The organism is Streptomyces sp. H39-C1 (assembly GCF_027158125.1).
Classification (GTDB): Bacteria; Actinomycetota; Actinomycetes; order Streptomycetales; family Streptomycetaceae; genus Actinacidiphila; species Actinacidiphila fildesensis.
In genome coordinates this window covers 18,035-31,226 of sequence record NZ_JAPVLS010000016.1, presented here as the reverse complement: position 1 = coordinate 31,226, position 13,192 = coordinate 18,035, and the positions used below count along the sequence as shown (strand labels likewise).

13 protein-coding genes are annotated in these 13,192 nt (G+C 71.4%); 8 read left to right on the top strand and 5 right to left on the bottom strand.

Translation table 11 applies throughout. From position 1 onward, the window contains the following. Positions 1-88 precede the first annotated feature (88 nt). A complete protein-coding gene (locus O3W51_RS13360) occupies positions 89-718 on the bottom strand; it encodes a sigma-70 family RNA polymerase sigma factor (RefSeq protein ID WP_232484674.1) in 630 nt (209 codons plus the stop codon). A gap of 397 nt (positions 719-1,115) precedes the next feature. Further along, positions 1,116-1,727, bottom strand: a complete 612-nt coding sequence (locus O3W51_RS13355) for a response regulator transcription factor (RefSeq protein WP_003948568.1) — start codon at positions 1,725-1,727, stop codon at positions 1,116-1,118. A gap of 508 nt (positions 1,728-2,235) precedes the next feature. On the opposite strand from O3W51_RS13355, the gene O3W51_RS13350 reads away from it, so the two are divergent. Beyond that, positions 2,236-2,544: a WhiB family transcriptional regulator gene (locus tag O3W51_RS13350; protein WP_138352947.1), complete on the top strand. Its 309-nt coding sequence runs from the start codon at positions 2,236-2,238 to the stop codon at positions 2,542-2,544. Positions 2,545-2,737: 193 nt separating this feature from the next. On the opposite strand, the gene O3W51_RS13345 is transcribed toward O3W51_RS13350, so the two are convergent. Beyond that, positions 2,738-3,643: a LysR family transcriptional regulator gene (locus tag O3W51_RS13345; RefSeq protein WP_198357077.1), complete on the bottom strand. Its 906-nt coding sequence runs from the start codon at positions 3,641-3,643 to the stop codon at positions 2,738-2,740. 84 nt (positions 3,644-3,727) lie between these two features. Between O3W51_RS13345 and O3W51_RS13340 the strand changes: the two genes are divergently transcribed. From O3W51_RS13340 to O3W51_RS13320, 5 genes are all read left to right on the top strand, one after another. Beyond that, positions 3,728-4,807, top strand: a complete 1,080-nt coding sequence (locus tag O3W51_RS13340; RefSeq protein ID WP_198357078.1) for an aminotransferase class V-fold PLP-dependent enzyme — start codon at positions 3,728-3,730, stop codon at positions 4,805-4,807. Positions 4,808-5,076: 269 nt separating this feature from the next. After that, positions 5,077-5,742 (top strand): MOSC domain-containing protein, encoded by a 666-nt coding sequence (locus O3W51_RS13335; RefSeq protein WP_269285897.1) that lies wholly within the window; start codon positions 5,077-5,079, stop codon positions 5,740-5,742. A 10-nt stretch (positions 5,743-5,752) separates the two neighbouring features. After that, complete coding sequence (locus O3W51_RS13330; RefSeq protein WP_138352943.1) at positions 5,753-6,403, top strand: MOSC domain-containing protein; 651 nt, start codon at positions 5,753-5,755, stop codon at positions 6,401-6,403. 9 nt (positions 6,404-6,412) lie between these two features. Further along, positions 6,413-7,186: an SDR family NAD(P)-dependent oxidoreductase gene (locus O3W51_RS13325; protein WP_138352942.1), complete on the top strand. Its 774-nt coding sequence runs from the start codon at positions 6,413-6,415 to the stop codon at positions 7,184-7,186. 77 nt (positions 7,187-7,263) lie between these two features. Further along, complete coding sequence (locus O3W51_RS13320) at positions 7,264-7,965, top strand: ester cyclase (protein ID WP_269285892.1); 702 nt, start codon at positions 7,264-7,266, stop codon at positions 7,963-7,965. Between the two features lie 80 nt (positions 7,966-8,045). On the opposite strand, the gene groL is transcribed toward O3W51_RS13320, so the two are convergent. Both groL and groES read right to left on the bottom strand, forming a co-directional pair. Continuing rightward, on the bottom strand, positions 8,046-9,671 hold the full coding sequence (groL, locus tag O3W51_RS13315; protein ID WP_138352940.1) for a chaperonin GroEL: 1,626 nt from the start codon (positions 9,669-9,671) through the stop codon (positions 8,046-8,048). A 107-nt stretch (positions 9,672-9,778) separates the two neighbouring features. After that, positions 9,779-10,087 carry a co-chaperone GroES gene (groES, locus tag O3W51_RS13310; protein ID WP_138352939.1) on the bottom strand — a complete coding sequence of 103 codons (309 nt, stop codon included), beginning with the start codon at positions 10,085-10,087 and terminating at the stop codon, positions 9,779-9,781. A 228-nt stretch (positions 10,088-10,315) separates the two neighbouring features. Between groES and O3W51_RS13305 the strand changes: the two genes are divergently transcribed. Both O3W51_RS13305 and O3W51_RS13300 read left to right on the top strand, forming a co-directional pair. Further along, positions 10,316-11,545 carry a class I SAM-dependent methyltransferase gene (locus O3W51_RS13305; protein WP_269285889.1) on the top strand — a complete coding sequence of 410 codons (1,230 nt, stop codon included), beginning with the start codon at positions 10,316-10,318 and terminating at the stop codon, positions 11,543-11,545. Between the two features lie 94 nt (positions 11,546-11,639). Further along, a complete protein-coding gene (locus O3W51_RS13300; protein ID WP_232484675.1) occupies positions 11,640-13,190 on the top strand; it encodes a serine/threonine-protein kinase in 1,551 nt (516 codons plus the stop codon). The last annotated feature ends 2 nt before the right edge of the window (positions 13,191-13,192 follow it).

Here is a 13,192-nt window from a genome sequence, read left to right as displayed (position 1 = left end):
GCGAGTTGTTCAATGCTAGTGGACTCCGCGGGCATTCCCGGCGCCGAAGCCGGGACCCCGGGGAGCACCACCGGCGCTGGGACAGGTCCTACGCGCTGAGACCTCGGGGATCGCCGCCGGTCGACGCCTCCGCGGACTCCTCCGCGATGGCGCGCAGCCTGCTGAGGGCACGGTGCTGGGCGACCCGGACGGCTCCGGGCGACATCCCCAGCACCTGCCCGGTCTCCTCGGCGCTGAGGCCGACCGCGACCCGCAGCAGCACCAGTTCCCGCTGGTGCTCGGGAAGGTTGGCGAGCAGCTTCTTGGCCCAGGCCGCGTCGCTGCTGAGCAGTGCGCGCTCCTCGGGGCCGAGCGAGTCGTCCGGCTTCTCCGGCATCTCGTCGGAGGGCACGGCGGTGCTGCCCGGGCCGCGCATGGCGGCCCGCTGCAGATCCGCGACCTTGTGGGCGGCGATGGCGAAGACGAATGCCTCGAACGGCCGCCCCTGGTCGCGATAGCGCGGCAGCGCGCACAGCACGGCGAGGCAGACCTCCTGGGCGAGGTCGTCCACGAAGTGACGAGCATCACCGGGCAACCGGGACAAACGGCCGCGGCAATACCGCTCGGCCAGCGGGTGCACCAGGGCCAGCAGATCATGGGTCGCCTGCTCGTCACCATCGACCGCACGGCGGACGAGGGCGCCGAAGGCTGCGTTGTCGCCGTTGGCCTCGTCTCGCATCGGTCCATGGTGCATGGCCGCAGGACGTTCTGCCGCATCGCGTGAGTCCTTGTGCACCGAAGCGTTATGCGCGGGGGCGTCGGCCGCCTTCACGGCGTCCCCCCGCTGCCCCGCCCGCCGATCCCCGAGGAAGTCCATACGTCAAGCATGCGTCCTCGCTCGGGAAACCGGTACGAGCGGGGCGGCTCCACCCGTAAGCCCACCGCCCATGGCCCTGGTTCCTAGGCCGGGTCTGACAAATAGCGGCGTCCGCCCGAAGGGCGGGGCCCGGGGCGTCTGGTGCGTGCGATCGCAAGGCGGAGGGTCGTCCTCGTACCGGGGTACGTGGATGAGCCCGACAACGCAGCGAGCGTGCGTACCAGGCGTCCCGGGCCAGGCGGGATTTGTCAGACACGGCCTAGCGGACCAGGCCCCAGCGGAACCCGAGCGCCACGGCGTGGGCCCGGTCCGACGCACCGAGTTTCTTGAACAGCCGCCGGGCGTGCGTCTTGACGGTGTCCTCGGAGAGGAACAGCTCGCGGCCGATCTCGGCGTTGGACCGTCCATGGCTCATGCCCTCGAGCACCTGGATCTCGCGCGCGGTCAGGGTCGGCGCGGCGCCCATCTCGGCGGAGCGCAGCCGGCGCGGGGCCAGCCGCCAGGTCGGGTCGGCGAGCGCCTGGGTGACGGTGGCCCGCAGTTCGGCGCGCGAGGCGTCCTTGTGCAGGTACCCCCGGGCACCGGCCGCGACGGCGAGCGCCACGCCGTCCAGGTCCTCGGCGACGGTGAGCATGATGATGCGGGCGCCCGGGTCCGCCGAGAGCAGCCGGCGCACGGTCTCGACACCGCCGAGGCCGGGCATCCGGACATCCATGAGAATGAGGTCCGAGCGGTCGGCGCCCCAGCGGCGGAGGACTTCCTCGCCGTTGGCCGCGGTCGTTACACGCTCGACGCCGGGCACGGTCGCGACCGCGCGGCGCAGGGCCTCTCGGGCGAGCGGGGAGTCGTCACAGACGAGGACGGAAGTCATGCCCGCCCTCCGCAGCTGAACCGCGTCACGTTGAGCCTCCAGGCTGTACGAAACTTCACCGTTGGGGCTGACGGCGTCGGGCACCTGCCCGAATCGTTCGTCCGCCAACCACTTCCGCACTCTCAACGACCCTCACTCGAAAGAGTTACGGAGTTTGGCTGCCGTAGCCAGCACTCTACGTGAGGGAACGAATACGGATCAGCCGCATCGCAGGTCCAGAGGGCGCACTGGGATCGGGCCCGGAAGCACTTCGCGCGCCCACTTGCCGGACATGCATCCCGCCGAACGGGTCTTATGTCGGAGTTTGCACTATTTGGATGCTCTTTGGCGCATTGCACGGTGTTCGCGGCTAAATTTGTGATGAGTCATATTTACATCTACTTAGACAGTAGATGTACGGTCGAGAGCACCTGGAGCGTGTCCAGCCGGCAGCGACCGGACTCGGACGGTCCGGGCAGCGACCGGACAGGACCCTGGCTCCTCAACACACCCTTCGAGGGGATGAGCAATGGCAGACTTCTCCCGCCTTCCGGGCCCGAACGCCGATCTATGGGACTGGCAGCTCGTCGCGGCTTGCCGCGGCGTCGACAGCTCCCTGTTCTTCCACCCAGAAGGCGAGCGCGGCGCCGCCCGAAGCGCCCGCGAGGCCTCCGCCAAGGAGGTCTGCATGCGGTGCCCGGTACGCGCGGAGTGCGCGACGCACGCGCTGGCCGTACGGGAGCCCTACGGAGTGTGGGGCGGGCTGACGGAGGATGAGCGCGAAGAGATGATGGGCCGCTCGCGGCACCGGCTGCTCACCATGCAGCCGACGAACTGAAGAATCGTTTCTTCGGCGCGTATGCGCGTCCCGCGCGGGTTCGGCACGTCCCGTGCGCGACGTCGGCGCCTCCGGCGCGCGGCTTCGTCGCCTGTGGCCGGCTTCCGCACTCGTCCGCGCGGCTTCCGCGGTTCTCCGCGCGGCTACGGGCACAGCCGTGCCTGCCAGGCCCGGGCGGGTGTGACGCCCTGACCTACCGCAGGCCCGCCCGCGCGAGGCGGCCGAGCATCATGTCCACGGCCGGCACATGGGCCAGGTCGGGCAGTGTGAGGGCCACCACCTCACGCTGCACGGCCGGAAGCACCTCCAGCACCGCGACGCCCTTGGGGCGCACCGCCTCCAGCGCCAGCTCCGGCAGCACCGCCACCCCGAGCCCGGCCGCGACCAGGCCCACCACCGCCGGATAGTCGTCCGTCGCGAAGTCGATGCGCGGGGTGAAGCCCGCGCGCTCGCACACCTCCACCAGATGGCGGCGGCAGCGCGGGCAGCCCGCGATCCACTCCTCCTCCGCCAGCTCCTCGATGCGCACCGGCCGGTCCCCGGCCGCGAGCCGGTGCCCGGCGGGCACCAGGCCGACCAGCCGGTCGGTCAGCAGCGGCCGGACGACCAGGTCGTCCCACTGCTCCTCCGCAGCGGTCGGCAGATCCACGTAGCGGAACGCCAGCGTGATGTCGCAGTCCCCCGCACGGAGCATCTCCACCGACTTCGGCGGCTCCGCCTCCACCAGCGAGATCTTCGTGCCGGGGTGCGCGGCGCGCATCCCCGCGACCGCGGTGGGCACCAGCGTCGAGCTGCCCGACGGGAACGACGACAGCCGCACCCGTCCGGCGCGCAGCCCCGCGATGGCCGCGACCTCCTCCTCGGCGGCCGTCAGGCCCGCCAGGATCCCGGCCGCGTGCCGGACCAGCGCCTCGCCGGCCTCCGTCAGCCGCATCTCCCGGCCGGTCCTGATCAGCAGGGTGGTCCCGGCGGACAGCTCCAGGGCCTTCATCTGCTGACTGACTGCGGGCTGGGTACAGCCCAGCTCCCGGGCGGCGGCGGAGAACGAACCGGTCCTGGCCACGGCGCGGAGCACCCTGAGATGACGTGCCTCGATCATGCTTCAACCATAAGCGATACTTGGGGATACTTCGAAGTTATTGGTCGTGGACTTTGAGAGCGGGGCGCGGCAGGCTCAGGAGGCATGGACTCCCTACCGAACTCCGGGCCGGCCGGCGGCGCGTTCTCCTCGATCGCGCCGGGCATCACGTACCTGAACACCGCCACCATGGGGCTGCCGCCCACCCGGACGGCCGAAGCCCTGCGTACCGCCATCGACGACTGGGCCGCCGGGCGGCCGCCCCTCGACCGGTACGAGGCCGCCGTCGGCGCCGCCCGCGCGTCGTTCGCCCGGCTGCTGTCCACCTCCGTCGACCGGGTCGCCATCGGCTCGACCGTCTCCACGAGCGTCGGCAAGATCGCCGCGGCGCTGCCGGCGGGCTCCGAAGTGCTCGTCGCCGACGGCGACTTCAGCTCCCTGGTGAACCCGTTCGCCGGCCGCGGTGACCTGGCCCTGCGCTCCGTCCCGCTGGCCGGCCTGGCGGCCGAGGTGCGGCCGGGGACGGCGCTCGTCGCCGTCAGCGCCGTCCAGTCGGCCGACGGCCGCGTCGCCGACCTCCCGGCGATCCGCGCCGCGGCCGCCGCGCACGGCGCCCGCACCCTCGTCGACGCCACCCAGGCGGCCGGCTGGCTCCCCCTGCGCGCCGACGACTACGACTACCTCGTCTGCGGCTCCTTCAAGTGGCTCCTCGGCGCGCACGGCGTCTCCTTCCTCACCGTCCGCCCCGGCACCGAGGACGGCCTCTCCCCCGCGTTCGCCGGCTGGTACGCGGGGGACGACCCCTGGGCGGAGTGCTACGGCCCGATCGCCCGACTGGCGACGACGGCGCGGCAGTTCGACGCGTCGCCGGCGTATCTGGGGTTCGTGGCGGTGGCGGAGTCGCTGGCGCTGATCGAGGAGGCGGGGGTGGAGGCGATCCACGCGCATGACGTGTCGCTGGCTACGGCGTTCCGGGACGGGATGGCGGAGTTGGGGTTCCCGGCGATCGGGGAGGGTGGGTCGGCGATCGTGTCGGTTCCGGGGTTGCCGGGTTGGGTGGCGGGGCGGTTGGAGGAGGCGGGGGTGGAGTTGGCGGCGCGGGCGGGGAATCTGCGGTTCGCGTTTCATCTGTACAACGGGTCTGCGGATGTGGAGCGGGTGTTGGGCGTTCTGCGGGCGGGGTGACGGAGTCGGGGGCCTCACGTCACAGCCCGTCTGTGCGGGTCGTGGGCGGGAACACCGCCCTCGGGTCCCTTGCGCCTGCGCGCCGAGTCTGCGGACGGGTGCCGACGCGCATCCGCCCATACGAGCAAGGGGCGGGGGGGTGGAGAAAGCCCGCCGCAGGCGCAACGGCGGGACAGGCGCCGACGTACCCGCACCCCGCCGGCAGGCGTGTGGCGCAACGGCGGGGCGAGGGCTGACGTACCCGCGCCCCCGACGCCTATCGTCGAAGCATGCTGCTGCTATCTGTCAATGTGGGCCGGCCGCAGGCCAATCCCTGGAAGGGAATCGCCGCGACCGGCATCGACAAGCGTCCCGTGACCGGCCCGGTGGCCGTGGCGGCGCCCGGGGCGAAAGGCACCGGGGCCGTGGGGCTCGCCGGGGACCGCGTCCATGACGTGAAGCATCACGGTGGGAACGATCAGGCCGTGTACGCCTACGCACGGGAGGACCTCGACGGGTGGGAGCGGGTGCTCGGGCGGGAGCTGCCCAGCGGGGTGTTCGGGGAGAACCTCACGACATCCGGGGTGGATGTGAACGGCGCGCTCATCGGGGAGCGGTGGCGGGTGGGGGCCGGGGTGGTGCTGGAGGTGTCGTGTCCGCGGATTCCGTGTGTGACGTTCGAGGGCTGGCTGGACCGGCCGGGATGGCTCAAGCGGTTCACCGCGGCCGCGGTGCCCGGGGCGTATCTGCGGGTGGTCACGGCGGGCGAGATCTGCGCGGGGGACGCGGTGGAGGTCGTCGGGCGGCCGGAGCACGAGGTGACGGTCGCGCTGGCGTTCCGGGCGCTGACCGGAGAGCCGGAGCTGCTGCCGCGGCTGGTCGTCGCGGACGCGCTGCCCGCCGGGGATCTCGAGCGGATCCGCAGGAGGGTCGCCGGACGGGGGCCGCGAACGTAAGGTGCTTTGCATGTCGCGACTCCTGTCACTCAATATCGGCCGCCTGATGGCCGTCGGCTACTCGGATCGTGGGACGACCGGGATCGACAAACGGCCCGTCGACGGCCCGGTGGCGGTGGCCGACCCCGGGCCGCAGGGAGTGGCGGGCAGCGGGCTGGCGGGGGACGACATCATCGACCGGCGGTTCCACGGCGGGGACGACCAGGCCGTGTACGCGTTCGCGCGGGAGGACCTGGACCGGTGGGAGCGGGTGCTCGGGCGGGAGCTGCCCAGCGGGGTGTTCGGGGAGAACTTCACGACGGCCGGGGTGGAGGTCAACTCCGCGGTGATCGGGGAGCGCTGGCGCGTCGGTGAGGTGGTGCTGGAGGTGACCTCGCCGCGGATACCGTGCCGCACCTTCGCCGGGTGGTTGGACGAGAAGGGGTGGGTCAAGCGCTTCACCCAGGACCGCAGGCCCGGTGCCTTTCTGCGGGTCGTCGAGCCGGGTTCGGTGCGGGCGGGTGACGGGATCACCGTGCTGTCGCGACCCGATCACGAGGTGACCGTCGAGTTCCTGTTCCGGGCGATGACGACGGAGTCGGAGCTGCTGCCGCGGACGCTGGTGGCGATCGACCTGATCAACAGGTCGTACGCGGAATCGATCCGCAAGCGGCTCGGCTAACTTCATGGCATGACGACTTCACTGATCACCGGCTCGACGGCAGGGATCGGCGCCGCCTTCGCGCGCCGGCTGGCGGCCGATGGGCACAACCTGGTGCTGGTGGCCCGGGACGCCGAGCGGCTGCGGAAGCAGGCGGCCGAACTGCACGATCGGCACGGCATCGAGGCGGAGGTGCTCTCCGCCGACCTGTCGCGGGACGACGGGATCGCGGCCGTCGAGTCACGGCTCGCGGACCGGTCCGATGCGGTGGATCTGCTCATCAACAACGCCGGGTTCGGCAACAAGGGGCGCTATCTCGAGGTCTCGATGGCCGATGAGCTGACCATGCTCAAGGTGCACTGCGAGGCGGTGCTGCGGCTGACGAGCGCGGCGGCGGACGGCATGCGGGAGCGGGGACGTGGCGGCGTGGTGAACGTCGCGTCGGTCGCCGCCTTCGTGCCGCGCGGGACGTACGGGGCGAGCAAGGCGTGGGTCGTGCAGTTCACGCAGGGCGCGTCGAAGGATCTGGCGGGGACCGGCGTACGGCTGATGGCGCTCTGCCCCGGCTTCGTGCGGACCGAATTCCATGAGCGTGCCGGGATGGGGACGGACAACATCCCGGGCTGGATGTGGCTGGACGCGGACAAGCTGGTCGCGACGGCGCTCAAGGACCTGGCCCGCGGGAAGACGCTGTCCGTGCCGGACCCGAGGTACAAGACGCTGATGGGCCTGGTGAAGCTGGCGCCGCGCGGCCTGCTCGGCGGGGTCACCTCCAGGACGGGCCGCAAGTACGGGCCGCAGTAGCCGCTGCCCGGCGGTATCTGCGGAAGGCGCATTTCTCACTAAAATGGACGTATCCCACCCGGCTCGGGAGGTACGCCATGCACTTCACGCAGATCATCGACTTCAAGACCGACCAGTTCGACGACATGAACCAGCTCATGGACCGCTGGGTCGAACAGACCAAGGGCAAGCGGACCGCGAGCCACAGCGTCATCGGCAAGGACCGCGCCGACGCGTCCCACTACGTCGAGATCGTGGAATTCCCGTCGTACGAAGAGGCGATGAAGAATTCCCAGCTCCCGGAGACGGAGCGGATCTTCCAGGAGATGGTGGCGCTCTGCGACGGGATGCCCACGTTCACGGACCTGGACGTGGTCCGGGACGAGCAGCTCAACAAGGCGGCCTGCCGCCGGTTCTTCGAAGAGATCGCCAATGACGGCAATCTGGACGCCATCGAGGAGATCTTCGCGGCCGACTACCGCGATCACGACCCCAACAACGAGACGCCCACCATGGGAACCGCCGCCCTGCGCGAGGAAGTCGCCGGATACCGGGCGGGATTCGACTTCCGGTTCACGATCGACGACCAGCTCGCCGAAGGGGACCGCGTGGCGAACCGGTGGACCTGGACCGCCACGCACGTCGCGGAGTTCCGCGGCATGCCGGCCACCGACCGGCAGGCCCAGATGACCGGCCAGACGGTCTTCCGGTTCCAGGACGGGATGATCGTGGAAGCCTGGTGGAACCACGACATGCTCGGCCTGCTGACCAAGCTCGGCGTGATCGAGATGCCTCACTAGCGCCCGGTACGGCGAAAGGCCCCTGCTCCCGCCGGGCGGCGGGAGCAGGGGCCTTCGTGCGACAGAGCGCGGCTACGACGTCAGTGCGAGTGGCCGTGGCCGCCGTGGCCGGCGTCGCCCTCGTCCTCGGCCGGCTTCTCGACGACCAGGGTCTCGGTCGTGAGCAGCAGGGCCGCGATGGAAGCGGCGTTCTCCAGCGCGGAGCGGGTGACCTTGACCGGGTCGATGACGCCGGCCTTCACGAGGTCGCCGTACTCGTTGGTGGCGGCGTTGAAGCCGTGACCGGCCTCCAGCTCCGCGACCTTGGCGGTGATGACGTAGCCCTCGAGGCCCGCGTTCTCCGCGATCCAGCGAAGCGGCTCGACGGCGGCGCGGCGGACGACCGCGACACCCGTGGCCTCGTCGCCGGACAGGCCGAGGTTGCCCTCAAGGACCTTGACGGCGTGGACGAGAGCGGAGCCACCGCCGGAGACGATGCCCTCCTCGACCGCGGCGCGGGTCGCCGAGATGGCGTCCTCGAGACGGTGCTTCTTCTCCTTGAGCTCCACCTCGGTGGCCGCGCCGACCTTGATGACGCAGACGCCGCCGGCGAGCTTCGCGAGGCGCTCCTGGAGCTTCTCGCGGTCCCAGTCGGAGTCGGTGGCGGCGATCTCGGCCTTGATCTGGCCGACACGGCCGTCGATCTCGGCCTTGTCACCGGCACCATCGACGATGGTGGTGTCGTCCTTGGAGATGGTCACGCGGCGGGCGGTGCCCAGCAGGTCGAGACCGGCCTGGTCGAGCTTGAGGCCGACCTCTTCGGCGATGACGGTCGCACCGGTGAGGGTGGCGATGTCGCCGAGCATGGCCTTGCGGCGGTCACCGAAGCCCGGGGCCTTCACCGCGACGGCGTTGAAGGTGCCGCGGATCTTGTTGACGACGAGGGTGGAGAGCGCCTCGCCCTCGACGTCCTCGGCGATGATCAGCAGGGGCTTGGACGCGCCGGCCTGGATGACCTTCTCCAGCAGCGGCAGCAGGTCCTGGATCGAGGAGATCTTGCCCTGGTGGATCAGGATGTACGGGTCGTCGAGGACGGCCTCCATACGCTCCTGGTCGCTGACGAAGTAGGGCGACAGGTAGCCCTTGTCGAAGGCCATGCCCTCGGTGAAGTCCAGCTCCAGGCCGAAGGTGTTGGACTCTTCGACGGTGATGACACCGTCCTTGCCGACCTTGTCCATCGCCTCGGCGATGAGCTCGCCGACCTGCTTGTCCTGGGCGGACAGCCCGGCGACGGCCGCGATGTCTTCCTTGCCCTCGATCGCGCGGGCGGTCTTCAGCAGCTCCTCGGAGACAGCCTTGACCGCGGCGTCGATGCCCTTCTTCAGGGAGGCGGGGGAAGCGCCGGCGGCGACGTTGCGCAGGCCCTCGCGGACCAGTGCCTGGGCCAGCACGGTGGCGGTGGTGGTGCCGTCACCCGCGATGTCGTTGGTCTTGGTCGCCACCTCCTTCACGAGCTGGGCGCCAAGGTTCTCGTACGGGTCGTCGAGCTCGACCTCACGGGCGATGGTGACACCGTCGTTGGTGATGGTCGGCGCGCCGAACTTCTTGTCGATGACGACGTTGCGGCCCTTGGGACCGATCGTCACCTTCACGGTGTCGGCAAGCTTGTTGACGCCACGCTCAAGGGCGCGACGGGCGTCCTCGTCAAACTTAAGGATCTTCGGCACTGCGTCCTACCTCGTCTTTTCCTCGTCAAAGACCAAACCCCGGGCGCCGGGTCAGTAGACACGGATACCCGGGGAAGGTCACGGCTGCTGCTAGTGGTGAAGCAGACCTACTTCTCGATGACCGCGAGAACGTCGCGGGCCGAGAGGACGAGGTACTCCTCGCCGTTGTACTTCACCTCGGTGCCGCCGTACTTGCTGTACAGCACGACGTCGCCGACGGAAACGTCGAGCGGAAGACGGTTACCGTCCTCGAAGCGGCCCGGGCCCACGGCCAGGACGACGCCCTCCTGGGGCTTCTCCTTGGCGGTGTCCGGGATGACCAGGCCGGAGGCCGTGGTCTGCTCAGCCTCGAGCGCCTGGACCACGATGCGGTCCTCGAGCGGCTTGATGGCAACCTTGCTGCTGGCGGTCGTCACGTTCCGACCTCCCCCTTCAAAGGGCTAACGGGAGTGTCTGTCTGGGTGGCGACCTGGTAGGCCCGTCGTCGCGGGTGCCGGACCTGCCCGTCGCTGTTGTGCTGGCACTCGGCAGTGCTGAGTGCCAGCACCGAGACTAGGACGGCTTTAGCACTCGGTCAAGCGGAGTGCCAACGGAGCGCCGCCGGAACGGTGCCGGACGCCTCCGGACTGGAGGACAATCGAAGCGTGGATCTTGACGCGCTCTCCTACCTGCTGACCCCCGCCGGGCAGGCCCTGCTGGGGTCGCTGCGCGACTACGACCCCGCCCGCGAACTGGCGGAGGCGACCCGGCTGCGGCGTGAACACCCCGCGGAACTGGTGTCGGCGGCGCTCGGCCAGGCCCGGCTGCGGCAGCGCGCGGAGGCGAAGTTCGGGGCGGACGCGTACCGGATGTACTTCACCCCCGACGGAGTGGAACAGGCCACCCGCACCGAGGTGGCGGAGTACCGGGCGGAGTGCTTCACAGCGCTGGGCGTACGGCGGCTGGCCGATCTGTGCTGCGGGATCGGCGGGGACGCCATCGCGCTCGCCCGGGCCGGCGTGGCGGTGCTGGCGGTCGACCGGGACCCGCTGACCTGCGCGGTCGCACGGGCCAACGCGGAGTCGCTGGGCCTCGCCGACCTCATCGAGGTGCGCTGCGCCGATGTGACCGAGATCGCCACCAGCGGCTACGACGCCGTCTTCGTGGATCCTGCCCGGAGGGGAGGCAGATCAGGAGGGGTCTCGCGCAGCCAGTCGGTGAGGGGTGGTGGCCGGGCGACGGGTGGGCGGATCTTCGACCCTGAGTCGTACTCGCCGTCGCTGTCCTGGGCGATCGGGGCGGCCCGCGAGGTGCCGGTGGCGGCCCTGAAGGTCGCGCCGGGCATCCCGCACGAGGCCGTACCCGACGACGCCGGGGCGGAGTGGATCTCCTACCGCGGTGATGTGAAGGAGGCCGTGCTGTGGTTCGGGAAGAACCCCGGCTCGGTGAGCGCGACCCTGCTGCCGTCCGCGGGCACCCTGTGGACCGGCGCCCCGCTCCCCGACCCGCCGGCCGGCCCGGTCGGCCGGTACCTCCACGAGCCGGACGGCGCGGTGATCCGCGCGCACCTGGTCGCCGAGGTCGCGGAACAGGTCGGCGGCCGGCTGATCGACGAGACGATCGCGTACATCACCGCCGACGAGCTGCGCCCGACACCGTTCGCGACGGCGTACGAGATCACCGACGTGCTGCCGTTCGGCCTGAAGAAGCTGAAGGCGCTGCTGCGGCAGCGCGGTGTGGGCGTCGCCGTCATCAAGAAGCGCGGCTCCGCCATCGAGCCGGAGGACCTGCGCAAGAAGCTGAAGCTGGAGGGCCCGCACTCCGTCACGGTCTTCCTCACCCGCGTGGCGGGCGCACCGTCGATGCTGCTGGGCCGGCCGGTGAACGAGCCGTAGGCCGACCGGTGTCGGGCGGCACCGGGCATCGCCTGACGCGGCATCATCCGCGCCGGTAGCCTGCAGCCGACTGCTGATGAACCGGGGGGCCGGGATGGATGAACTGAGGCCGGGCGACCCGCGCAGGGTCGGACCGTACGAGCTGCAGAAGCGGCTCGGCGCGGGGGGCATGGGCGAGGTGTATCTCGGCCGGTCGCGCAGCGGCCGGGCGGTCGCCGTCAAGCTCGTCCGGGCCGAGATCGCCGCGGATCCCGGCTTCCGCAGCCGGTTCCGCCGGGAGGTGGACGCGGCACGCGCGGTGTCCGGCTTCTGGACGGCGTCGGTCGTGGACGCCGATCCGGAGGCGGAACGGCCCTGGGTGGCCAGCCAGTATCTGGAGGCGCCCGACCTCGGCGTCCTGGTGCAGCGGGACGGACCGCTGCCGGAGGCCGAACTCCGGGCGCTGGGCGCGGGGCTGACGGAGGCGCTGGCCTCGGTGCACGCGGCCGGCCTGGTGCACCGCGACCTCAAGCCGGGCAACGTGCTGATGGTCGACGACGGACCGCGGGTCATCGACTTCGGGATCTCCAAGGCGCTGGAGGGCGCCACGATGCTCACCGGGACGGGCGCGGTGATCGGCACGCCGGGGTTCATGTCCCCCGAGCAGGCCACCGGCGGCCGGGTGGGCGCGGAGAGCGATGTCTTCTCGCTCGGCTCGGTCCTGGTGTTCGCGGCCACCGGCCGGGCGCCCTTCGGGACGGGGACGGTTCCGGCGCTGCTGTACCGGGTGGTGCACGACGAGCCGGATCTCAGCGGGGTGCCGGACGCCCTGCGGCCGGTGGTCGCCGCCTGCCTCGCCAAGGACCCCCGGGAGCGCCCGGGAACGGATTCCCTGATCGATACGCTGACCGCCGCCCGCGAAGCCCCGCCGGCACACCGGCCGACCGTCGTGGCACCGGCCGCCACCCCACCCGCCGCCGTCGCGCCCGTCGTCGTACCCTCGGTCGCCCCAGCCGCCGCCGCGCCGACCGCCACCGCGCCGCAGGTCGCCGAGCGCAAAGCCGGGCCGGTCCGCGCCCGGGCCAAGACGCCGGCTCCGGGCAGGTATGAACTCGCGCAGCAGGCACCGGTGTCCGGCGGACCGGGCCTGGCCGGCAACGCGGGGATCTTCACGATCGCGCTGGTCCTGTCCTCGGTGGCCGAGGTGGGGTTGATCGGCAACCAGGTGACCATGATGAGCCTCATCGTGGTCGCGCTGCTCACCACGGTCCTGACGTGGGCGCTGCGCGCCCTGGTCAGGGCTCGGCGCACGGCCGCCGTCTCGGTCGGCCTGGACGCGGCCGGGCTGCGACTGCGGCACGGCAGGGCCGAATGGTCCCGGCCGTGGTCCGAGGTGCAGGAGGTCGCGCTCGTCCGTACCCGGGCCACGGTGAGCCGGCGCGCCGGCTTCCTCCTGCGGGCGACCGTTCCGGCCGGCAGCCTGCGGGCCGTCCCGCCCCAGGAGTTCGGTGTGGATTCCGGGGCCGCGGGCGTCACCGTCGCGGCGGCGCGGCGCAGCGCGGGGCTCACCCTGCGGCTGGACCCCGCCGAGGCGCGGGAGCTGTCCACGGCGCTGCGGCGGTACGCGAGCCGCGCCTACCGGCCCGAGCCGGAGAGCAAAGGCTGACG